This window comes from Stenotrophomonas sp. CC22-02 (genome assembly GCF_004365115.1).
Classification (GTDB): Bacteria; Pseudomonadota; Gammaproteobacteria; order Xanthomonadales; family Xanthomonadaceae; genus Stenotrophomonas; species Stenotrophomonas forensis.
Genome location: NZ_SOCO01000002.1, coordinates 230,455 through 253,831, shown reverse-complemented (window position 1 = coordinate 253,831; position 23,377 = coordinate 230,455). Strand labels below are relative to the sequence as shown.

Genomic DNA, 23,377 nt, shown 5'->3' with positions numbered 1-23,377 from the left:
CTCTCCGAGGCCGATCAACCGCAGCTGGCGCGCTCGATCCGGTTCTGCGCATCCACCTGCACGGTCACGCGATCCTGGCGGAAGTCCATGGTCACCGCCATGCCCGGCTTGACCACCCGCGCGTTGCGCGCGCCGCTGTCGGCCACCAGCTTCTTGATGGTGGCCTCGTCGGCGGTCCTGCCGGTGAAGGCCTCGAGCGCCTCCGGCCTGCATTCATGCGCGGCGTCGGCCACTGGCGCTGGCGCGGCATCGTGGGTGGTGCTGCTGCCGGCGTGGCTGCAGGCGGCCAGCGGCAGGATGGCAAGCAGGGCAAGGGGACTGAGGCGCATTGTCGGGCTCCACGCGTGGATGGTGGCGCCAGTGTCGCCGCCGTCCCCGTCAGGGCATGTCAACGGGGTTTCACGCTACTGCCCGACCAATGCCAGCGTCTCGCGCTCGCGCTGTTCTTCGCGCACCAGCCGCTGCAGCAGCAGGGCCAGGGTCACCACGTCCTGGTGGTTGTGGTCGGCCACCCGGCGCAGGTTGACTGCATCGCCACCGCGCAGGAAACGCAGCCATGCGCCCGGGGCTTCCGAGCCGGGCAGGTCGTCTTCGCGCACCACGCGCAGCAGCTGGCGTTCGATGGTGGACAACTTGCAGTTCTCCCACGTCCCTCGATAGCGGCGGCGCGTGGGATAGAGCAGATCGACATGGTCCAGCGCGCTGATCGGGCAACGCTGGCGGGCCAGCCGGTAGCGCGCCTTCAGCAACGGCGCGTCGTAGCTGCGGCCGTTGTAGCTGCAGAACACGGTGGACGGCTGCAGCCAGCTGGCGAAGGTGGCCAGCATCGCGTCCTCGGCGGCCATCGTCGACATCAGCAGCTGGCGGATGCGCAGGCCCTCGCCGCGCCGCGGGTACGCATGCCAGTCGGCGGCACCGATCATGAAGGCGCGGGTGCCGGTGCCGCCGGCCAGGCCGGTGGTCTCGGTATCGAAGAACAGCAGGTCACGCGCGGCCACGTGCTCGCCATCACGGCGGGCGAAATCCAGCGACAGCGGCTCTGCGGGAATCGGCTGCGGCAGCAGCGACTCGATCAGGAACAGGCCCGGCGCGATTTCCTCTCCGGGGAGCTGGCGATCCTGCGCACTGGCTCGCGCCGGTGCGGAACCGCCGCGTGTGCGCAGGCCGAGCAGGCGATGCAGGCTGCCCACCTCGGGCCGACGCAGCGGTGCGGGGGGCGCAACCGGCGCCGCCGCGCCGGTCGGCTTGTGGCGGATTTCCCGTTCGACCCAGGCGAACACCGAGCGCTCGGCCTGCGGTTGCCGTGCATCGTTGGCGGCCACCGGGGCCGGTGCTGCAGGCGGTGGCTCGGGCACGGCCGGCGTGCTCGCCTTCGGGTCGCCGGCCTGCTTCCGCAGCAGGCGCAGCTTGTCCAGGCTCAGGCTCACGGGGCCAGCAGCTCCATCGGGTCGCGGGCGGTCACCACTACGTCGGGCACGTGCTGGCAGGCTTCGGCATCGAACAGATCCAGCACACGCAACGCGAGCGCACGCGGCGAGGTCTCATCCTCTTCCTGCGCGGCCAGCACCGGGCCGACACAGGCCGGGCAGCCGGCCTTGCAGTCGCAGCGCTGCACCAGTTCGCGCGCGCGCTGCACCAGCTCGGCCTGGCGCTGCCACAGCGGCTCGCTGAGGCCGACGCCACCGGGGAAGTTGTCGTACAGGTAAACAGTGGGCACGAACTCCTGCAGCAGCTCGACAACGCCAGGATCACCCTCGCCGCCGCGCAGCTGGCCACGGCCGGTCTGGTCGGCAATCGCGAACCAGGAGCCATCACCGTTGCCGACCGATTTCTGCAGGTCGCGCGCATCGGCCATCACCGCCACGGTGGCGACGATGTGCAGCGCGTAGGCCGCGCCGAGGAAGCCATCCAGCGCATCCTGCTTGCTGGCGAACGCGCGCAGCAGCAGCGCCTGCGGCAGCTGCCACCACACCGCAGTGGTGTGCAGTTCCTGGTCGGGCAGGTTCACCGGCCCATAGCCGATGTTCTCGTGCGTGTAGTAGCGGATCTTCTTGTAGCCGGCGACGCGGCGCACCACGTGCACTTCGCCGTGATGCGAATCGCCACGGCCGGCCAGGCCGCCGTCGAAACGGTCCAGCACCTTGAGCCTGGTGAAGTCGATGCTGTCGGTGTAGTAGTCCACGTGGGTGCGGGTGACGTAGGCCTTGCGCCCGTCCCAGTCCAGCGTCTCCACCTGGTACGGGGTGGACTGCACCATGTGGATGGCGCCTTCGTACAGGGTGAGCGCGGCAGCCGAATAGTCGACCTCGGCGATGATCTGCTGGCGGCCATCGCTGCGGTCGACTACCACGAAGTTGCCGTCGGCCACCGCGCGCAGGCTGACCGCGTTGGCTGGATAGCTGTCGGCGATCCATTCCCAGCGCTCGCCTTCGCGGTGGATCACCTCGGTCTCGGCCAGCGCTTCCAGGAACACTTCCGGATCGATCGGGCCGAAGCCATCGCCGACCCGGAACGGCAGTTCGAACGCCGCGCAGCGGATGTGATCGAACAGGATCAGTGGCTGGTCCGGGGCAATGCGCGCGTGTTCGGGCGAGGCCTCGGCGAAGAAATCCGGATGCCGCACCACGTACTGGTCCAGCGGTTGCGAGCTGGCCACCATCACGCCCAGTGCGGGCTGCTGGCGACGGCCGGCGCGGCCGAAACGCTGCCAGGTGGCTGCCACGCTGCCGGGATAGCCGTTGAGGATCACCACGTCCAGGCTGCCGATGTCCACGCCCAGCTCCAGCGCCGAGGTGCTGACGATGCCGTCGATGTTGCCCGCGCGCATCGCACGCTCGGTCTCGCGGCGTTCGGTGGGCAGGTAGCCACCGCGATAGGCGCGGATGCGCGGCGGCTTGCGCGGGTCGTGGTCGAAGATGTCCTTCAGGTACTTGGTCAGCACCTCGACCATCAGCCGCGTCTGCGCGAACACCAGGGTCTTCAGCCCCGACTTGATCGCGATGCGCGCGATACGGTTGCTCTGCGATCGCGCCGAGGCACGCAGGCCCAGGTCCGGATTGATCACTGGTGGATTCCACAGCAGCACCTGCTTCGGCCCGCTGGGCGCGCCGGACTCGGTGATGGCGGTGACCGGCGCCTCGATGAGGGCCTCGGCATGCGCCTGCGGATTGCCGATGGTGGCCGAGCACAGGATGAACTGCGGTTGCACGCCATAGAACGCGCAGATGCGCTTGAGCCGGCGCAGCACGTTGGTGACGTGGCTGCCGAATACGCCACGGTAGGTATGCACTTCGTCGATGACGATGTAGCGCAGGTTCTCGAAGAACTGCGCCCACTTGGTGTGATGCGGCAGGATCGCCTGGTGCAGCATGTCCGGGTTGGAGACCACGATGTCGCCGTGCAGGCGGATCGCCTGGCGTGCGTCGCCGGGGGTGTCGCCGTCGAAGGTGAAGGCCTTCACCCCCAGATCGCCGGCGCGGTTGAGCTCCAGCAGCTCGGCCACCTGGTCCTGGGCCAGCGCCTTGGTCGGAAACAGGTACAGCGCCTTGGCCTTGTCCTGCATCGCCGCGCTGACCACCGGCAGGGTGTAGCACAGCGACTTGCCGCTGGCGGTGGGAGTAACGATGGCCACATGCTCGCCGCGCTGGCTGGCCTCCCAGGCCTCGGCCTGGTGGCTGTACAGCTGCTCGATGCCGCGTGCCTTCAGCGCCGCGGCCAGGGCGGGCGGTACCGCATCGGGAATAGGCGCGTAGCGGCCTTCGCGGCCGGGAATGGCGAAGCTGCCGGTGATGCGGTCCTGGTAGCGGCGCTGCAGGCGCGCACTGAGCAGGGCACCGTCGCGGGCGGGCAGGCCGTCGCGGGTAGCGAGCTTCTGCTCGGCGTCGGCGGTGCGCTTGGCGAGTTCGTAGGCCATGGAAAGTGGAGCCGGGACGGTTTACGAGGGGTCACATGGCACCACATTCACGTCTCAGTATGTGAGACATCGCGCGCGAAGGGCGTGAACCGTTCAGTGCCGGACGCGCCGTGAGCGTGACCGGGTGGCGATCTGCACGCCGTTGAGGCGGACAATGACCGCCCAACGGTCGGCAAGCACCACTTCCGCTTCGTTCCAGGCGGCCATGTGGTCGCGTGCAGCGGACGGAAACAGCACGGGAATGCCACCCAGCATGCCATCGTTGAACGGGTGCCTGGGGCGGTAAGCGCCCCCTGTGAACGCGCCGCGCAGCAATCGAACCTGATCGTCGTGGGCGATGCCGGTCATTGCGCGCAGGGGCGCCAGAGCGGCGTGCTCGTCAGCGTTCAGTGTGCGTAGCACGCGGGCCCTGCGCAGCGCACGCAGCCTGCTGCACACGCGTGCCGTCCATTCGACAATGGCCGCCACGGCCATCGCCAGCAGGATTGCCATGCCAACCAGCACTGCTGCGCGCGACATCAGCAGGCGAACGGCTGCGGCGGTAGGAGGGGGGAGGGAGCTGACATGGGGGTTGCCGTAGCGGGAACAGCACAGGATGCAGATCCCGCCCCGCGGGGGGAATGAAGTTCGTTGCAAACTTCGGCGGCGCTGGCCGCGCATCGGCCAGGCGTGACACACCCTGAATGCCTCTGCCGACGCCAACGAAATCTGAAGCCCGCATCCGTATCCTTGTTCACAGGACGCAACCAACAGGGTGGATGGCGGTGGCAGGACGTGGATCGCAGGGCGCACTGCTGGCTGGCCTGGTGCTGGTTGGGCTTGCGCGTGCGCATGCGCAGCAGGCCGTGCCGGTGCCCGATCCCGCGCCCGTTGCCCCTGCAGATGCTGCGGCGGCAACCACCGCGCCGGTATCCACCACCCCGCCGCAGGACAACGTCACCACCCTCGGCGAAGTGCGGGCGCTCAAGCCCGAAGACGACCAGCCGCTGGACCTGTACCGCTTCAAGAACCCGGTGAAGTTCGGTGACAACCGCTTCAGCCGCGACTGGAGCGAGCCGCCGTCGCCGGAGCAGGTCAGCATGAGCGGCGGCTACATCATGATGGGCGTGGTGAAGGGCGTGATGGCGGCGGCCAAGGGGGTCAACAAGCTGACCGGCGGGCCTTCGCAGATCCAGGCAGCGGTCGCGCGGCCACCGCCGGAGCTCAGCGCCGAGCAGCAGCAGCGCGCGCTGCAGTTCTCCCAGCAGCAGGATGCCGGCGACGCGCCTCCGGTGAAGTAGCGACGGTATATCCTTCGGCCTTCTCCATGGGGGCGTTGCCATGTTGCTGCGTTCGTTCGTCCTGCTGGCCGCCGTGCTGCCGATCCCTGCCTTCGCTGCCGGCATCGCCGGCGACGGCGCGTGCCGCAACGGTGCATTCCCCTCCGAACAGAGCCGGTTCGCACTGGCGCGGGTGGTGGGCACGCAACGCCTGTACCTGCTCGGTGACACGGACGGCTGCCCGGCCAAGGGCGAGCCGGCGTGCCGGCAGCGCAGCTACGTAGTGAACGGCGATGTCGTGGTGACCGGGCGCGACCTCGGCCGCTACCGCTGCGCGTTCTTCCCGAACAAAGTGGGCGGCAGTGCGGGCTGGGTGGAGCGCAGCAAACTGCAGCCGTTGCCGGTAGCGACCCCCTCGCTGCAGGACTGGGTGGGTCACTGGAAGGATGGCGACAATGGCCTGCGGATTTCGGTGCAGGGTGGGCAGCTGCAGGTGGAAGGCGATGCCTACTGGCCCTCGGCCAACCCCACGCCGGAACAGCGCCCGTATGGGCCGAACCTGGGCCAGGTGGAAGCGCACGCGATCCCGCGCGGTGCGGATGTGGAGTTTGCCGAGGACACCTGCAGGGTGCGCGTGCATTCGCTGGTAGACGTACTGATCGTGTCCGACAACAGCGAGTGCGGTGGCATGAACGTGCGCTTCAATGGCGTGTACCGGCGCGCCGGCAAGCGTTGACCTCTGCGGAAAGGCGCCAACCAAGGTTGGCATCCACCAGGGAAACCGGTCGGTAGATCCACGCCATGCGTGGATGCTGTCTGCGATCCCATCGCTGGGTTCAGCGCCGTCGTTCCAGCCACCACAGCAGTGAGGCGCACAGCACGAAGGCCAGCCACCAGGGCCAGCGCGAGCCCGGAACGGACTGCATCGGCGTGTTCATCGGCGTGGCGGAGGCCAGGGCCAGCGAGGTCGCATCGATCATCGCCTGCCGATGCAGTGCAGGTGCCTCCTTCGGATCGAACACATAGCGCCAGACGATGCTGTCACCGTGCTGCAGGCGCTGCCATCCGGCTTCGCGCGGCCACCAGCCGGCGCAGCGCAGGGGCAAGGTCGTGTCGTCGACAACGAGCGGTACGCCGTCGCCACGTGCATTGAATGCCCGCAGCGCTGCCTGCGCGCCGCACAATGTCTGGCGTTCGCCTGCCCAGCTGATCGGCTGCGGCGACCACAGCGCATCACCACCGCCCTGCGCGCGCGCCAGCGTAGCGACGACACCGCTCCAGAGTTCACCGTGGCGGTCATCGCGGCCGGCCAGCACCCAGCGCCAGCTGTCGGTCAGTGGCAGCAGGCCGACGCGGCCCTTGCCGATGGCGCGCCAGCCACCGATGGGCTTGCCGTCATGATCCTGCAGCAGGGCACTGCCGCCTGGCACCTGCAGCGCCAGCGCTTCCAGTGCAGGCAATGGCGCACTGTGCGAGCTGCGGTCGGCCTCCTCGCCGTAGCCGGTCGGCAGCGTGCCAGCGGCAAGCGGACCTCGTCGCGCGGCCAGCAGGGCGGCTTCGCCGTCACCTGGAAGGATGAGGGTGTGGCTGCTGCCATCGCCCAGCAACGGCAGGCCCAGATCGCGCAGGCGCTGGCGCGCGCTGGGCGAAGGTGCGCCCGCACTGCGTACCAGCACGCCCATTCCATCGCGCAGCGCCTGGCGCACGGCGGCGAACTGAGCGGTGCTCAACGCCGCCAGGCTGCGCTCGTCCAGCAGCAGCAGGTCGCTGCGCGCGAGCGATGTGGCATCAAGTGGAACCGCGCCATCGCCGACGCTGATCCCGGCACCGGTATCGGCCTGCGCCTGCACGCGCAGGCCCGCGTCCGTGGCCCAGCGGCGCAGGTACTTCAGTTCCGGTCCGGGCGCGCTGGCACGGACCAGCAGCCGCACGGGCGACGCTGGGACGGTCTGCTGCGGTACCGGCACGCTGTCCACCACATGGCCTTCAGCGTCGAGCAGGCGCAGCTGGAACACGCTGCGGCCTTCGGCACGGGCGACACCGCTGAGCTGCACGCGTCCGTCGTCGGCAACATCGGTGCGATCGATCACGCTGTCGGCCGGATCCAGCAGTTCCGCCCTTGCGTGCGCCACACCATTCGCCTGGGCGCGCACCTCGAAACGGGCGCCCGGCGCGACGTCGGCCGGTGGCTGCAGTGCGATCCAGCCACGCGGTGCGGGGACCTGCTGCCAGCGCACGTCGCCAGGCAACAGCGCGTCGCGATCACGCGCGACCAGGCCGGCACCGACCAGGCTGAGCGTGGTGGCCGGATGCTGGCGCAGCGCGGTCGCCAGGTCCGGCACGCGCTGCGCACCGGGCACATCAGCGGCTTCGGGTAACAGCAGCAGCGGGCCTGCGCTGGCAGGGAGTACGCCGGCCTTGTCGGCATCGATTCCAAGCACGACCAGGCCGACGGCGGGCTGCTGGCGGGTGGGCGGCACCAGGCAGAAATACAGCAGTGTGGCGGCGATGACCTGCAGCGTGATCACCCTCCACCGGCGGCCAGCGTGCGCGGTGTTTCCACGCAGCTGGCGCACGCTGGCGATGACCACGATCAGAGCGAGTGCCAGCGCACTCCACAGGTTCACAGCGGAGGCGTTCATGGCTGCGCCTCCAGCGCATCGAGGTAGCGCTGGCCCATCGCATCGGCGGCGCTGCGCCGCATCGCCTGCGGCAGCGGCCGTTGCAGCGCGCGCCACAGCTGCGCACGCAGGCGCTGGAGACAGTCGCGGCAACCGGGCTCGATGCGCAGCTGCTCGATGGCGGCAGCCAGATCGAGTGCATCGGGCAGGTAGGCCGCGTTGCGCTGCTGCCAGGCCGCGAGCGCATCCAGATCCGGCGCGCCGGTGTCGTCGCCGAGACGTTGCCAGGCTTCGACGATGGCCGGATCGGGCGGCGTGCGTGCGGCCAGCGGCAGTTCACGGCTGGCCAGTCCGGCGCGATCACCACCCAGCCGGCGGCCTTCATCGATCGGTGGCAGCTCCGGTCCAACCCGGGCCAGATAGATGCGCTCGGCCTGCTGCACCTGCTTGATGAAGCCGAGCGCCTTGTAGGCGAACGGCAGCGCCTGCTCTGGTCGGCCCTGGCGCAGCTCGCCCTCGGCCGACCACATCTGGTCCAGCGCGGCCTTCAGCGTGGCGCGGGTCTGTGGGTCAAGCAGGGTGGCCGCTTCGGCGTGGTCGTGGGTATGTCCGTACTCGGAAAGCACGTCGGTGGCGCTGCCGAATACCGGTGGCGTATCGGCGCTGGCGTCGCTGCCGCCATGGTCATGGCCATGATCGTCGTGGGCACCGGCCTGTGCGCCATGGTCGTGATCGTGATCATCGTCGTGGTCGCCGGCGGCCGGTGCATCGCTGGTGGGCAGGTCGCTGGTCGGCGGCGGCTTCGGTGCACCCTCGCTTTCCTCGCCCAGGAACTGGCCGTAGCGCAGGCGCAGGATGCGCTGGTCGACACCGATCGCATCGCTGCGCTTGACGACGTCTTCGGCAGCCAGGCTGCGGCGCTGCCGGATCAAGGCTTCGGCATCGATGATGATCTGCCGCTGGCTGCGGAAGTAGGCTGGCAGGGTCTTCTTGATGCGGCCTTCCAGTTCGGCACCGAGTGCCACCTCGGCGCTGGGCAGGCGCAGGATCACGCTGCTGCTGCGGCCGGTCTGTGGCGTCGGCGCGTGGTTGTCACGCACTTCCAGCTGCGCGATCACATCGTTGCCGGGTTGCGCACCCAGCGCGGCGAGGTCGAGCGTATGCGCGAAACGGCGTGCAGTCGGTTCGCCGCTGCCGGCAAGCGTGACGCTGCGCGTCACGAAGGTGATGTTCTCGCCGCTGCCCTGGGTGGTGGTGATCGACAGCGTGGCCTGCGCGGCCACGCCATAGTCGTCACTGGCCTCGAAGCGCAGCGACCATTGGCGCTGTCCTGGCGTGCCCAGCACCAGGCTGGCAGCGGGTTCCAGCACGCGTACGCTGGGCGCGCGGTCGGCCACCACATCCAGCCGGTGCAGGCGGGTTTCGGCCAGCGCCGGTTCGCTCACCACGCGGTACAGCGCCGGCGTGCGTGCCACATCCTGCGCCTGCCACTGGCCATCGTGTTCGCTCAGCGGCAACCGGCGACCATCGTGGAACTGCAGCCATGCCTTGTGCGGTGCGCGGTCGAAGCGCAGCGACCACGACAACCGGCTGTCGGCGGCGACCTTGGCGTCCAAGGCATTCTGGGTAAGCGTGGCCTGGCCGGTATAGGCCGGCGCGTCGATGCGCAGGCGGGTGGACTGCAGGTGCAGCGGGCCTGCGGCAGCCGTGCTGCCAGGTGCCGCCGTACGGGCAGGCGCGGAGCCGGGGCCGGAACGTGGCCAGCCGACTGCCAGTGCAACGATGGCCAGGCCTGCGATCCAGCACAGCGCCAATGTCCCACGCGGCCAGCGTGGACGCAGCTCCGGCATCGCGCGCTCCAGCGTGGCCAGCACATGCGCACGCTGGCGCTGCTGCAGCGGATTGAGCGTGGCGGCCTCGGCGAACAGCAGGTCGGCACTGTCCTCGCTGGCACCGCTGCCATCGAGCTGGCGCTGCAGCCATTGCCGGTCCAGCTGGCGGGTACGTGCCGTGGCGAAGGCCGCGCAGGCGAGCAGACTGACCGTGCCAACCACGCAGGCGACATCGAAACCCGCCAGGCGCAGCGCCAGCACCGTGGCGGCCAGCGCCCACGGCAGGCCCAGCAGCAGGGTGATGAGCGCACGGCGGCGGCGCGCGCGTTGCCAGGCGTGCTGCAGGGTGTTCATGCGGCCACCCTGCGTCGGGCACTGCTGGCCATCCAGCGTTCCAGCGCGAACAGCAGCACGATGGCCAGCAACAGCCAAGGCGTCGGCTCACGCGGCGGCGGTGTTACAGCAGGCAATGCGGCCCGGTGCGGTGCCTGGTCACGTGCATCGCCCAGACGCGGAGCCGTGGGCGGCTGCAGCACCAGCAGCAGGGCACGTGGCAACTGCGGATCGCGCAGCGCAGCGTTGCTGGCGGCATTCCAGTCGCCGGGCAACGACAGCAGTTGGCCTTGGCCGATGCGTTGCTGCCATAGCAGCGGTACGCCCTCGGCGTCGCGCAACAGGATGCGGGCGCTGGCAGCAGGCTTGCCGGCACTCATGACAAGACCGCCGTCGCGCAGCCACGCCTGCCAGTTCGCCGGCAGTGCATCGTTGCCGCTCCACACGCCAATCTCGCCGCGTTCGGGCACAGCATCCTCCGCCAAGGGCGAGGGCAGTGCCTGCGCGCCCCACGCGCGCTGCAGTGCGTTCAACCAGTGCTGGGCAGTGGCGGATGCCTCGCCGTGCACGCGTAGTCGAGGCAGTGTCACTGCCGTCTGTGGCGATGTGACCGGCATCGGCTGCGTGCGCCATTGCACGTCGCGCGACAGCTGCAGGCGGGCGCTATCCAGGCCAGGCAAGGGATCGGGGACGTGCACGGTCAACGCGGTGCCCGCGGGCAGCTGTGCGTCCAGTTCACGCAACAGGCTGGGCAGCGATGCGCTGGATACCGGTGGCGCGTGATCGATGACGGGGAAGCCGGGTGCCAGCCAGTGCCAGTTGCCCTCTTCGGCGGTGCCGCGCAGTGCGGTCGCGTCCAACCCCGGTGCCACTACCGTCCATGCCGCGGGGAGCGGGGCAGGGCCGATCAACGCCGGCCGCGCCAGCAACAGCGCCAACGCGGCCAGCAACAGCAGACGCACCAGCAGCAGCGGCCAGTCATCGAAACGGATGCGCTGGCGCGGCCGGATCTGCGCGCGCAACCAGCGCAGCGCGGCGAAATCCAGAGGGGTATACGGATGGCGCCGGGCCAGATGGATCAGCAGCGGCAGCAGCCAGGCGGCCAGCGCCGCCAGGCCCAGCGGGAACAACAGGTTCATGCGCCGCTCCCACGGCCGAACAGCGCCTGCAGCGGTTGGTCCAGCGGCTGGTCGAGCCAGCCGGTCGCATGCGCGATGCCGCCGGCCTGCAGCCGCGCCTGCAAGGCGGTGCGTGCAGCGGCAAAGCGCTGCAGGTAGTCGGCGCGGATCGCCGCGCCGTCGCCGAGCAGTTCGTCGCCGGTTTCGGGATCGCGGAAACGATGGCCGGCATCAAACGGGAAATCCCGCTCGTCGGCCGTCAGGATCTGCAGCAGCCCCACCTCGCGGCGCGCGCTGGCCAGCTGTTCCAGCAGGACGATGCCTGCCTCGTCGAAGCCATCGCCGATCGCCAGCAGCAGGTCGCCCGGGCGCACGCGCTCCCACAGGGGGCGCAGTCGCTCGGCGGCGGGCCAGCTGCCGCGCGCCTGCAGCGCATGCAGCTGCAGATGCACCCGGTCGCGCTGGCGTGCACCGCTGGCGGCGGGCACCAGTTGCAGCCCGTCGCCATTGATCGCCAGCAGGCCAAAACGGTCGCCCTGCTGCAGGGCCAGTTCGACCAGGCAGGCGGCAACACCACGCATATGATCCAGGCGCGTGCGCTGCGGTGCTGCGCGATCGGCCTGGCCAGCCGAGGCGGTGGCATCGAGCAGCACCCACAGCGTGATCGGGCTCTCGCGCTCCGATTCACGAACGAAGAAGCGGTCCGAACGCGCGTACAGCTTCCAATCGATCTGGCGCAGTGCGTCACCCGGCTCGTAGGCACGGTACTGCGCGAATTCCAGGCCGGCGCCGCGGCTGCGGCTGGCATGCTGGCCGATACCGCTGGCACCACTGGCCAGGCGCGGCCGCAACCGCAGCATGCGCAGGCGCGCACGCAGTTCCGGTGGCAACGTCAGCGGCATGCCTGCACTCACGCCTGGATCAACCGGGGAACGGCACGGCCTGCAGCAGAGCGGCGACCACGTCGTCGGCGCGCTTCTGCTCGGCCTCGGCGGCGAACGACAGCAGCAGTCGGTGGCGCATCACCGGTGCGGCCAGCGCCTGCACATCCTCGCGGGTGGCAGCGAAGCGGCCCTGCAGCAGTGCGCGTGCTTTCGCCGCCAGCACCAGTGACTGCCCGGCGCGCGGGCCGGCGCCCCACTTCACCCACTGGTTGATCGCCGCCGGCGCGCCGTCGCCGGGGCGGCTGGCGCGCACCAGGCGGGTGATCCAGGCCAGCACGTCGGGGCTGACATGCACCTGGCGCACAGCGGCCTGCAAAGCGATCACCGCCTCGGCGTCCATCACTTTCGGTACTGCGTCGGTGGCGCCGCCGGTGGTCTGCTCCAGGATCTGGCGTTCCTCGTCCTCGCTGGGGTAATCCACCAGCACGTGCAGCAGGAAGCGGTCCAGCTGCGCTTCCGGCAGCGGGTAGGTGCCGGCCTGCTCGATCGGGTTCTGCGTGGCCAGCACGAAGAACGGCGCAGGCAATGCGTAGGTGGTGCCGGCGTAGCTGACCGTGCGTTCCTGCATCGCCTCCAGCAGCGCGGCCTGGGTCTTGGGCGGGGTGCGGTTGAGTTCGTCGGCCAGCAGCAGGTTCGTGAAGATCGGGCCCTGCTGGAAGCGGAAATGGCGATGGCCGGTGCCGTGGTCTTCTTCCAGCAGTTCGGTGCCGAGGATGTCGCTGGGCATCAGGTCGGGCGTGAACTGCACGCGCCGGAACTGCAGCTCCAGTGCCTGCCCGAGCGAGCGCACCAGCAGGGTCTTGCCGAGGCCTGGCGCACCTTCCAGCAGGCAATGGCCGCCGGCCAGCAGGCCGATCAACAGCTGTTCGACCACGCTGTGCTGGCCGACCACGGCACGGGCCAGGGCGCCGCGCAGCGCATCCAGGCGCGGCAGCAGGGAATCGAGGTCGGGGGTGGTCATGAGCGTGCAGGTCCTGTCAGTTGTTCAGCGCGTACATCACGATGTTGACGCCGAAGCGGGTGTTGTCTTCGGCCAGGAAACGCTTGTTGCGCCAGTCGTAGTCCCACTCGCAGCCGTAGTCCTTGTTGCTGTAGAGCAGGCCCAGGCGGCCATCGACCTCGATGCCCTTCAGGTAGTCGTGCACCAGGTCGTCGCCCCAGCCGTTGAGCTCGAAGCTGGTGGCGGGCGGGCCGTCCGGGAAGCGGAAGAAACTACGGTACAGCGCGTGGCTGTTGGGCAGCTTCTGCAATGCCTTCGGACCGAACAGGCGGCCCATCTGCGCCTCGAACGAGGTGGCGAACAGGCCATCGATGTCGTGGTTGCAGTCGTCGACGAACACGAAGCCGCCATTGCGCACGTAACGCACGAAGTTCTGCCGCTCGGCGGCGTTGAACTCGACCAGCGTGTGCCCGGCCAGGTAACAGAACGGCGCTTCCATCATGCGCGGGTCGGCCAGTGCCACCACGTGCTCCTGCGGGTCCACGCGCAGCGAGGTGTAGTCGATCAGCGAGGTGATCAGGTTGGACGGCATGCGCGCGTCCACGTCCCAGTCACCGGAGTCGTACTGCAGGCGGGTGAACCAGAAGTCGTAGCGCGAACTGCGCGGGCCTGCCTGCGCCCAGGCCGGCAGCGCCGCCGCCGAAGCGGCAGCGGCCAACCAGCGCAGGCAGGCCCGGCGATCCATCAGACCGCGTCGGACAGCGAAGTGAAGGTGAAATCGCGCAGCTTCATCGGCGGGATCATCATCACGTAGCTGGATTCATCACCGGCCACGCGCACCGGCTTGCCCAGCTCTTCGATGTTGTTGAGCATGATCACCGGCGACTCGTTGAAGCGGAAGTTCTTCACCGGGTGCTTGATCTGGCCGTTCTCGATGTAGAAGGTACCGTCGCGGGTCAGGCCGGTCAGCAGCACGGTCTGCGGATCGACCATGCGGATGTACCAGGTGCGGGTGACCAGGATGCCCTTCTGGGTGCCACGCACCAGCTCGGCGGTGCTCTTGTCACCACCGCTCATCAGCAGGTTGCCCGGGGTGGCCTTGGCGGTCTTGCCCTGCTTCTGGGCCCAGAAGCGCGAGTAGTCCAGGTTGGCGATCTTTCCGTTCTCGATGATCGCCATGCGTTCGCGCGGCATGCCTTCGCCATCCCACGGCAGCACCGGTGCTTCGGCATGCCAGGGGTCGGCATACATGCTCACGCGCGGGTCGTAGACCTGCTCGCCCAGCTTGTTGCCACCGCCCTTCTTCGACAGGAAGCTGCGGCCTTCATCGGCCGAGCGGGCACTGAAGAAGTTCATCATGAAGCTGATCAGGCCCGCGGCCGCCGCCGGTTCCAGGATCACCGTGTACTTGCCCGGCTCCAGCGCCTTGGCTTCGGCCGATTCGGTGGCCTTGCGCATGGCGATGCGGATGTCCTGGTCGGCCTTGAAGTCCGCCGCGTCCTTCAGGTTGCGGCCGACCCAGCCCGAACCACGGCCGTCTTCGGTGCGCACCGTGCAGGTGTAGTCGAAGTTGGTGGTGCGCTGGTAGGCAAAATTGCCGTTGCTGTTGGCGGTGGCCTGGAAGCCCTGGCCATCCTCGAGGAAGCCGGCGGCAATCAGGCCATGCCCGCGGCACGGCGCGATCGAATCGGCGGCAACCTTGGCACGGAACGCCGGATCGATCGCGGCAGTGGATTCGCTGAAGGTCGGGCTGGCGCGGTAGCTCTGCTTGCCGATGGCCGGCATGAACTCCGGGTTTTCCGGGGCCAGGCGCGCCAGGTCTTCGGCACGACGCACCACGCGTTCCAGCGCGGCGTCATCGAACTCGTTGATCGAGGCGGTGCCGACGCGCTTGCCGAAGGCAACGGTGACCGCCAGCTCGGTGTTGTCGACGATGCCGCTGGTGGAGACATTGTTCAGCGCGAAACGGATGTTGCCGCTGATCGCGCCGGCCAGCACGGCGGTGCACTCATCGGCCTTGGACAGGGCGATGACCTTGTCGAGGATGGCCTTGGCCTGGGCTTCGGTGAAGATACTCATGGTGTAAGGGCTCCTGACCGGTCAGCCGAGGCTGCGTGCGGTGTTGATGACGTTGATGCCGTTGAAGCGAGCGGTCGACGAACCGTGCGAGACCGCCGAAACCTGGCCCGGCTGGCCCTTGCCGTCGAAGAACGAACCGCCCAGGCGGTAGTCGCGCTCGTCGGCCACGGCAGTGCAGGCATTCCAGAATTCCGGCGTGCGGATCTGGTAGGCCACGTCCTCCAGCATGCGGGTGATCTGGCCGTTCTTGATCTCGTAGAACAGCTGGCCGCCGAACTGCGCGTTGTAGCGCTGCTGGTCGATCGAGAACGAGCCGTCACCGATGATGTAGATGCCGTTCTCCACGTCCTTGATCAGGTCCGGCACGCTCAGCGGCTGCTTGCCTGGTGCCATCGACACGTTGGCCATGCGCTGGAACTGCACGCTGGACCACGAGTCGGCATAGCAGCAGCCGTCGGACTCGGTCTTGCCGAGGATGTGGGCCTGGTCGCGGATGGTCTGGTAGTCCACCAGCTTGCCGTTGCTGATCAGGTCCCAGCGCTTGCACTTCACGCCTTCGTCGTCGTACGCCACCGCGCCGAGGCTGCCCGGCTGGGTCTTGTCGGCGAAGATGTTGACGTGCTCGCTGCCGTACTGGAAGTGCTGTTCGCGCTTGTCCAGGGTGGCGAAGCTGGTGCCGGCATAGTTGGCTTCGTAGCCGAGCACGCGGTCCAGTTCCAGCGGGTGGCCGATCGACTCGTGAATGGTCAGCCAGGTGTGCGACGGGTCGAGCACCAGGTCGTACTTGCCCGGCTTCACCGACGGTGCCTTCAGCTTCTCCTGCGCCTGCCTGGCGGCGGCGATGGCGTCCTCCTTCATGTCGTAGGAGGTGCTGTAGTTGACCACGCCGTTCGGGCTGACCACCTTGCCGGCGGCGGCGCCATCGAGGTACTCGTAGCCCAGGCCCATCGGCGAGGACAGGCCCTCGCGGGTACGGAACTTGCCGCTGGCCTTGTCGATGGCGGTGATCGTCATCGGTGCCCAGATGCGGTGCACGTCCTGGTCGATGTAGGAGCCATCGGTGGAGGCGAAGTACTTCTGCTCGTTGACCAGGAACAGCATCGAATTGACGAAGCTGGCACCGGCGCCCATCGCCGCGGCGTTGACGTCCAGCAGCAGGCCGACCTTGTCCTTGATCGGCACTTCCATCGCATTCTTGCGGATCGGCGTGCGCCAGCTCACCTCGCCCACGCCCGGCGCCTTGGCCAGCTGTACCGGCGCGGTCTGCACGCCGGCGTTGGCCTTGGCGATGGCCGCGGCCTGCTGCGCGGCCCTGGCCACGTCGGCGGTGCCCAGCGCATTGGTGGCGGCGAAGCCCCAGGCACCGTTGACGATCACGCGGATGCCCACGCCGGTGGACTCGGTGTTCACCACGTTCTGCACCTTGTCCTCGCGGGTGATCACGAACTGCCGCAGGTAGCGGCCGATGCGCACGTCGCAGTAGGTGGCACCGGCCTGACGGGCGGCGGCCAGCGCCGCATCGGCCAGGCGCTTCTTCAGCCCCAGGTCCAGCGTGCTCTGCAGTTGTTCGGCGGCAATCGCCTTGCCGAAGAAGGAGGGCACGATCAGCCCGCCCGCGGTAAGCCCGGTCAGGGCCAGGAAGTCACGTCTTTGCAAGGCTGCTCTCCATGTCGAAGGATGGGGTGGCTCAAGCGCCGAGACTGCGCGCGGTGTTGATGATGTTGATGCCGTTGAAGCGGGTGGTGGACGAACCGTGCGAGACCGCCGAGACCTGCCCGGGCTGGCCCTTGCCGTCGAAGAACGAACCGCCCAGGCGGAAGTCACGCTCATCACAGATGGCGGTGCAGGCGTTCCAGAACTCCGGCGTGCGGATCTGGTAGGCCGCATCCTCGACCATGCCGGCGATCTTTCCATCCTTGATCTGGTAGTACAGCTGGCCGCCGAACTGCGCGTTGTAGCGCTGCTGGTCGATGGAGTACGAACCGCGGCCGTGGATCCAGATGCCGTTCTCCACGTCCTTGATCATGTCCTCGACGCTGAGCGGCTGCTTGCCCGGCGCCAGCGAGACATTGGCCATGCGCTGGAACTGCACGCTGGACCAGGAATCGGCATAGCTGCAGCCATGCGATGCGTCGCGGCCGAGGATATGGGCTTCATCGCGGGTGGCCTGGTAATCGACCAGGATGCCATCGCGCACCAGGTCCCAACGCTGTGTCTTCACCCCTTCGTCGTCATAGCCGACTGCGCCGAGGCTGCCCGGCTGGGTCTTGTCGGCGAAGAAGGTGACGATGTCGCTGCCCCAGCGGAAACCGGCATCGCGCTTGTCCAGCGTGGCGAAGCTGGTGCCGGCGTAGTTGGCTTCGTAGCCGAGCACGCGGTCCAGCTCCAGCGGGTGGCCGACGTTCTCGTGGATGGTCAGGAACAGGTTGGACGGGTCCAATACCAGGTCGTACTTGCCGGGCTTCACCGACGGCGCCTTCAGCTTCTCGCGTGCGTGGCGGGCAGCGGCGATGGCGTCCTCGACCGGATCGTAGGAATCGCGGTAGGCGGTGATGCCACCGGGCAGCTGCACCTTGCCGCGCGCATCGCCATCGAGGAACTCGTAGCCCATGCCCATCGGCGAGGACAGGCCGGCGCGGGTGCGGAATTTGCCGCTGGCCTTGTCGATGGCGGTGGCGGTGAACGGCAGCCAGATGCGGTGGATGTCCTGGTCGATGAACGAGCCATCGCTGGAGGCGAAGTACTTCTGTTCGTTGACCAGGAACAACGTGGAATTGATGTAGTCGGCACCCGCATTCAGCGCGGCGGCGTTGAGCGACAGCAGCAGCTCGACCTTGTCCTGGATCGGCACTTGCATGGCATTGCGGCGGATCGGCGTCTGCCAGCGCACCTCACCCATCGACGGCGTCGGTGCCAGCTGCACCGGGCGGGTCTGGATGCTGGCGTTGGCGCGGGCAATCGCGGTGGCCTGCTCGACCGCCGCGCGCACGGCGGCCTCGGTCTGCTGGTGGGTGGCGGCAAAGCCCCAGGCACCATTGACGATCACCCGCACGCCCACGCCGGACGACTCGCGGTTGGTCACATTGCCGACCTGGTGCTCGCGGGTGATGACCGACTGGTTGAGGTAACGGCCGATGCGGACGTCGCAGTAGCTGGCCTTGGCGCTGCGCGCGGTGGCCAGGGCGACCTCGGCCAGGCGCCGGCGCTGGGCGGTATCGACCGGGGCCAGCAGCTGCTCGGCCGCGATGGCACGGGAATGCGGCAGCAGCAGGCCGGCCAGGCCCAGACCGGAGACAGCCAGGAACTCACGTCGTTGCACAGCGTTTCTCTCTCTCGCTTGCGTGCGGTTGGCAATGGGCCAAGCCGATCACGTCAACCCCTCGACTTTCGCCAGCGCAGCGGCTGCGGGCAAGTGACTGCAGTCATGGTAGGGGTGGGTTTCGGCAGGGCTTGCAGCCCTGCACCTGCAGAGGCTACAAGCCAAGGCAACGTCAACGTCAAAAGCTGGCATTCCGAGGGGTGGCGGGGCGGTGTCGGAGTGCGGGGACGCCGCAAGTACGTCCGTGTAGGCTTGGCAGCCGCATCCATGCGGCTGACACCCCGCACTCCGACACCGCCCCACCTCTGACAGATTCCCTGTGCTGTTGGTAGGTGTCGACCTTGGTCGACACATCTGTCAGATATCGAAATGAATCGAATGAAATCTGACAGATCGCAGAAAACTGTCGAAGGCGGGGTGGGTCCGGTTGCGGGGGGGTGAGCGCCATGGATGGCGCGACCGAGCCTCCAGGGACGGATTCACGGCGTCCCCCGCAACCGGACCCACCCTGCCATCCCACGGAATGCCAGCTTTTGACGTTGCTCTGGCTCCGGCTTCGGCGGGTGCAGGGCGCAGCCCTGCCGAGCAACAACCCCTCGTGCACAATGGAGCCGACCCCGCCTGGACGCCGTCCTGATGTCGATCAAGCCGTATTCAGAAGCCTGCGAGCGCAACCGCGAACCGATCGCCACCGCACTCGACCCGTGGATGGGCGACCGCCACCGGCTGCTGGAGATCGGCAGCGGCACCGGTCAGCACGCCGCGTTCTTTGCCGAGCGCTGGCCGTGGCTGCGCTGGCAGCCCAGTGATCATCCCGACCACCTGCCTGGCATCGAGGCATGGCGCGCCGAAGCGGCCTTGCTGAACCTGTTGCCGCCGCTGGCGCTGCAGGTGGAACTGCCGCCGGCGCCTGGCCTCAGCGTGCCGCAGGGCAGCACGTTCGACGCCGCATTCAGCGCCAACACGCTGCACATCATGGGCTGGGAACACGTGCAGGCGCTGTTCGCCGCGCTGCCGCCGCTGTTGCGCCACGGTGCGCTGCTGGCGGTGTACGGCCCGTTCAACTACGGCGGTCGCTACACCAGCGACAGCAATGCGCAGTTCGATGCCTGGCTGAAGGCGCGCGACCCGCGCAGCGGTATCCGCGATAGCGAAGCGGTGCAGGCGCTGGCCGAGGACAACGGCTTCACCCGCCTGCGCGACGTGGCGATGCCGGCCAACAACCGCCTGCTGCTGTGGCGGCTGGGCTGAATCGCCGGTAGTGCCGGCCGCTGGCCGGCATTACCTTCAAGCCACCTGCACGATGTGCAGCGCCTTCGGGTTGCGCCACTGCGCCAGCAGGGCAGCCTCACGCGCCTTGGCCTGCGCGAAGTGCGCTTCCTTGACGTGGCCATAGCCGCGGATGTGCTCGGGAATGCTGGCGATTTCCACCGCCAGGGCCAGGCGGCCGTCTTCCAGGCCGTCCAGCAGCACCTGCACGGTCGCCTCGTAGTCACCGATCAGCTTGCGCTCCATGCGGCGCTCTTCAGTGCGCCCGAACACATCGAAGCGGCCGCCACGCAGGAATTTCAGCTTCGCCAGCAGGCCGAACGCCTTGAACATCCACGGGCCGTATTCCTTCTTCAGCAACCGGCCGTGCTCGTCCTTCTTGGCGAACAGCGGCGGCGCCAGGTGGAAGCGCAGCTGGTAATCGCCCTCGAACTGCTGCTGCAGGCTGCGCTGGAAGTCGCCGCTGGTGTACAGGCGGGCCACTTCGTATTCGTCCTTGTATGCCATCAGCTTGAACAGGTAACGGGCGACGGTCTCGGTCAGCGCGGTGGAACCGCCGATGCGATCGGCTTCGGCGGCGCGCACACGCGACACCAGATCGCGATAGCGGTTGGCATAGGCGGCATCCTGGTACTCGACCAGGAACGCGGCGCGGCGCTCGATCATTTCATCCAGCGAGCGCGACAGGCGCGCGTCGTCCAGCGGCAGGAACGCCACATCGCCACCGTGCGAGGGCAGGCCACGCAGTTCGCGCTCGTCGCCGGTGTTGCGCGGCGCGGCGGTGGCGCCCCATTCATTGCCTTCCCATTCGCCCGGCGGCAACGGATGCAGCGGGCCCGGGGTGGATTCGGTATCGGTGTGGCGGTTGCGCACCAGGCCGGCCGCCTGCTGCACGGCCTGCGGGTCGACCACGGCCAGGCGGCCCCAGGCGAAGGCCTGCTGGTTCATCGCCACGGCCGCGCCGTTGAGTTCAATGGCGCGCATCAGCGAGTCGAACGACAGCGGCACCAGTCCCTGCTGCCAGGCATAGCCGAGGATGAACAGGTTGGCGGCGATGGCATCGCCCAGCAGCGCGGTGGCCAGCTGGGTGGCATCGAGCAGCAGCGGTTCCTGGCCACCCAGCGCCACGCGCACGCCGGCGATGATGTCGGCGGCGGGGAACTGCATGTCCGGGCGGGTGGTGAAGGTACCCGGCATCGCCTCGTAGGTGTTCAACACCACCTGCGAGCGGCCGGCGCGCACCTTCGACAGCGCCCAGTAGTCGTTGACCACCACCATGTCGCAGCCCAGCACCAGGTCGGCCTCACCGGCGGCGATGCGCACGGCGTGGATGTCGTCGGGCCGGCGTGCGATGCGGATGTGGGTGGTTACCGCGCCACCCTTCTGTGCCAGGCCGGTCTGGTCGAGCACGGTCGCGCCCTTGCCTTCCAGGTGGCCGGCCATGCCCAGCAGCGCGCCGATGGTCACCACGCCGGTACCGCCGACGCCGGTGATCAGGATGTTCCAGGGCTGTTCCAGCGTACCGCGCACCACCGGTGCCGGCAGGTTGTCCAGCAGGGTGGAGGCATCGCGCTTGCTGCCCTTGCGCGGCTGGCCACCGTGCACGGTGACGAAGCTCGGGCAGAAGCCATTCACGCACGAATAGTCCTTGTTGCAGTTGGACTGGTCGATCTCGCGCTTGCGCCCGAATTCGGTTTCCTTCGGCAGCACCGACACGCAGAAACTCTTCTTGCCGCAGTCACCGCAGCCTTCGCAGACCAGCGAATTGATCATCACCCGCTTCTGCGGGTCTTCCAGCTTGCCGCGCTTGCGACGACGGCGCTTCTCGGTGGCGCAGGTCTGTTCGTAGATCAGGATGGAAACACCCTTCACTTCGCGCAGGCGCTTCTGCACGTCGTCCAGCTCGCTGCGGTCATGGAACTCGACATCGCTGGGGAAGTGCTCGCGCTGGCCGGTCCACTTGCCGATGTTGTCCGACAGCACCACGATGGTGTGGATGCCTTCGGCGCGCATCTGCCTTGCGATGTCGGGCACGCTCAGCGGGCCGTCCACCGGCTGGCCGCCGGTCATCGCCACCGCATCGTTGTAGAGGATCTTGTAGGTGATGTTGACGCCGGCCGCGACCGCCTGGCGGATCGCCAGCGAACCGCTGTGGAAATAGGTGCCGTCGCCCAGGTTCTGGAACACATGCGGCGTATCGGTGAACGGCGCCTGCCCGGCCCAGGTCACGCCTTCACCGCCCATGTGGGTGAAGGTGTCGGTGCTGCGGTCCATCCAGGTCACCATGTAATGGCAACCGATGCCGGCCAGCGCACGCGAACCTTCCGGCACCTGGGTGGAGGTGTTGTGCGGGCAGCCCGAGCAGTAGTGCGGCACGCGCGGGAAGCTGGCGCGCGGCAGCGCAAGCTCGGCTTCCTTTTCCTGCATCCAGTGCAGGCGCTGTTCGATCGATTCGTTGTTGAAGAACTTCTGGATGCGGCGGCCGATCACGCCGGCGATGGTGGCCGGGGTCAGTTCACCGGTGGACGGCAGGATCCATTCACCGCTCTCGTCGTACTTGCCGACGATGGACGGGCGCTGGCCCCAGCTGGCCGGCCAGTTGAAGAACTGTTCCTTCATCTGGCGCTCGATGAAGGCCCGCTTCTCCTCCACCACGATGATGTCTTCCAGGCCCTGCGCGAAGCGCGCGATGCCCTGCGGTTCCAGCGGCCAGGTCATGCCGACCTTGTACACGCGGATGCCGATGTCGGCGCAAGCGGCTTCGTCCAGGCCCAGGTATTCCAGCGCCTGCAGCACGTCCAGGTAGCTCTTGCCGGTGGTGACGATGCCCAGCCGCGCGCGCGGCGCATCCATCACCACCTTGTCGATGCCGTTGGCGCGGGCGAAGGCCTGCGCCGCCTTCACCGCATAGCGGTGCAGGCGCATTTCCTGGTCCAGCGGCGGGTCCGGCCAGCGGATGTTGAGGCCACCGCCGGGCATGTCGAAGTCTTCGGGCAGCACGATGCGTCGCGCCAGCGGATCGACCTCGACCGAGGCCGACGATTCCACCGTTTCGGCAATGGTCTTGAAGCCGACCCAGCGGCCGGTATAGCGGCTCATCGCCCAGCCGAGCAGGCCCATGTCGAGGATGTCCTGCACCCCGGCCGGGTTCAGCACCGGCATCATCGCGCTGACGAACTCGTCCTCGCTGCCATGCGGCAGGGTCGAACTGCGGCAGGCATGGTCATCGGCAGCCAGCGCCAGCACGCCGCCGTAACGCGAGGTGCCGGCGGCGTTGGCGTGCTTGAACACGTCGCCGCAACGGTCCACGCCCGGGCCCTTGCCGTACCACATGCCGAACACGCCCTGCACGTTGGCACCGGGGAACAGGTTGGTCTGCTGGGTGCCCCAGACCATGGTGGCGCCCAGATCCTCGTTGAGGCCGGGGGTGAACTTCACCCTGGCCGCTTCCAGGTGTTTGCGCGCACGCCACAGTTCCAGGTCGAAGCCACCCAGCGGGCTGCCGCGGTAGCCGCTGACGAAGCCGGCGCTGTCGATGCCTTCGGCGGCATCGCGCAGGCGCTGCATCAGCGGCAACCGCACCAGTGCCTGCACGCCACTCAGGTAGATCCGCCCCTCGTTGCGGGTGTACTTGTGGTCGAGCGTGTAGTCACGGTCGATCAGGTCGGCGGAAGAGGGCGAAGTGAGTTGCGCGGTACTGGTCATGGCTGGCCCGGTAGGATCGGCTGGCACCGGCCGCGTGCGGGCACG

The 23,377-nt window shown here is 68.3% G+C and carries 17 protein-coding genes; 3 read left to right on the top strand and 14 right to left on the bottom strand.

Going from position 1 to position 23,377, the window contains the following annotated elements:
* Positions 1-14 precede the first annotated feature (14 nt).
* The 4 genes from N440_RS19020 to N440_RS19005 all read right to left on the bottom strand — a co-directional run bounded on the left by N440_RS19020 (position 15) and on the right by N440_RS19005 (position 4,405).
* On the bottom strand, positions 15-329 hold the full coding sequence (locus N440_RS19020) for an I78 family peptidase inhibitor (protein WP_133936255.1): 315 nt from the start codon (positions 327-329) through the stop codon (positions 15-17).
* A gap of 75 nt (positions 330-404) precedes the next feature.
* Positions 405-1,427 carry a ribonuclease H-like domain-containing protein gene (locus tag N440_RS19015; protein WP_133936253.1) on the bottom strand — a complete coding sequence of 341 codons (1,023 nt, stop codon included), beginning with the start codon at positions 1,425-1,427 and terminating at the stop codon, positions 405-407.
* Entirely contained in the window at positions 1,424-3,913 is a 2,490-nt protein-coding gene (locus N440_RS19010; protein ID WP_133936251.1) for a DEAD/DEAH box helicase, read from the bottom strand. Before N440_RS19010 ends, N440_RS19015 begins: the two co-directional genes overlap by 4 nt.
* Positions 3,914-4,006: 93 nt before the next feature.
* Positions 4,007-4,405 (bottom strand): hypothetical protein, encoded by a 399-nt coding sequence (locus N440_RS19005; protein WP_133936249.1) that lies wholly within the window; start codon positions 4,403-4,405, stop codon positions 4,007-4,009.
* A gap of 266 nt (positions 4,406-4,671) precedes the next feature.
* On the opposite strand from N440_RS19005, the gene N440_RS19000 reads away from it, so the two are divergent.
* A complete protein-coding gene (locus N440_RS19000) occupies positions 4,672-5,193 on the top strand; it encodes a hypothetical protein (protein ID WP_133936247.1) in 522 nt (173 codons plus the stop codon).
* Positions 5,194-5,233: 40 nt separating this feature from the next.
* Positions 5,234-5,908, top strand: coding sequence for a hypothetical protein (locus N440_RS18995; protein WP_133936245.1), 675 nt, complete (start codon positions 5,234-5,236; stop codon positions 5,906-5,908).
* Between the two features lie 100 nt (positions 5,909-6,008).
* On the opposite strand, the gene N440_RS18990 is transcribed toward N440_RS18995, so the two are convergent.
* Genes N440_RS18990 through N440_RS18950 form a run of 9 tightly spaced genes read right to left on the bottom strand, consistent with a single transcriptional unit; the run spans position 6,009 to position 18,358 of the window.
* Positions 6,009-7,814: a hypothetical protein gene (locus tag N440_RS18990; protein ID WP_133936243.1), complete on the bottom strand. Its 1,806-nt coding sequence runs from the start codon at positions 7,812-7,814 to the stop codon at positions 6,009-6,011.
* Positions 7,811-9,979 carry a hypothetical protein gene (locus N440_RS18985; RefSeq protein ID WP_133936241.1) on the bottom strand — a complete coding sequence of 723 codons (2,169 nt, stop codon included), beginning with the start codon at positions 9,977-9,979 and terminating at the stop codon, positions 7,811-7,813. The genes N440_RS18990 and N440_RS18985 overlap by 4 nt, the downstream gene beginning before the upstream one ends.
* On the bottom strand, positions 9,976-11,097 hold the full coding sequence (locus N440_RS18980; RefSeq protein ID WP_133936240.1) for a BatA domain-containing protein: 1,122 nt from the start codon (positions 11,095-11,097) through the stop codon (positions 9,976-9,978). Before N440_RS18980 ends, N440_RS18985 begins: the two co-directional genes overlap by 4 nt.
* On the bottom strand, positions 11,094-11,990 hold the full coding sequence (locus tag N440_RS18975) for a DUF58 domain-containing protein (protein WP_133936238.1): 897 nt from the start codon (positions 11,988-11,990) through the stop codon (positions 11,094-11,096). Before N440_RS18975 ends, N440_RS18980 begins: the two co-directional genes overlap by 4 nt.
* A 7-nt stretch (positions 11,991-11,997) precedes the next feature.
* Positions 11,998-12,981, bottom strand: coding sequence for a MoxR family ATPase (locus N440_RS18970; protein ID WP_053509479.1), 984 nt, complete (start codon positions 12,979-12,981; stop codon positions 11,998-12,000).
* A gap of 16 nt (positions 12,982-12,997) precedes the next feature.
* Positions 12,998-13,705 carry a DUF4159 domain-containing protein gene (locus N440_RS18965; RefSeq protein ID WP_133936236.1) on the bottom strand — a complete coding sequence of 236 codons (708 nt, stop codon included), beginning with the start codon at positions 13,703-13,705 and terminating at the stop codon, positions 12,998-13,000.
* A complete protein-coding gene (locus N440_RS18960; RefSeq protein WP_004153507.1) occupies positions 13,705-15,039 on the bottom strand; it encodes a TldD/PmbA family protein in 1,335 nt (444 codons plus the stop codon). The genes N440_RS18965 and N440_RS18960 overlap by 1 nt, the downstream gene beginning before the upstream one ends.
* A 21-nt stretch (positions 15,040-15,060) precedes the next feature.
* Entirely contained in the window at positions 15,061-16,695 is a 1,635-nt protein-coding gene (locus N440_RS18955; protein ID WP_133936234.1) for a TldD/PmbA family protein, read from the bottom strand.
* Positions 16,696-16,726: 31 nt separating this feature from the next.
* Entirely contained in the window at positions 16,727-18,358 is a 1,632-nt protein-coding gene (locus tag N440_RS18950; protein ID WP_166671586.1) for a TldD/PmbA family protein, read from the bottom strand.
* A 636-nt stretch (positions 18,359-18,994) separates the two neighbouring features.
* On the opposite strand from N440_RS18950, the gene N440_RS18935 reads away from it, so the two are divergent.
* Positions 18,995-19,609, top strand: coding sequence for a DUF938 domain-containing protein (locus N440_RS18935; protein ID WP_133936230.1), 615 nt, complete (start codon positions 18,995-18,997; stop codon positions 19,607-19,609).
* Positions 19,610-19,645: 36 nt separating this feature from the next.
* Here the strand turns inward: N440_RS18935 and N440_RS18930 are convergent, their stop codons facing one another.
* Positions 19,646-23,332 carry an indolepyruvate ferredoxin oxidoreductase family protein gene (locus N440_RS18930; RefSeq protein WP_133936228.1) on the bottom strand — a complete coding sequence of 1,229 codons (3,687 nt, stop codon included), beginning with the start codon at positions 23,330-23,332 and terminating at the stop codon, positions 19,646-19,648.
* Positions 23,333-23,377 lie beyond the last annotated feature (45 nt).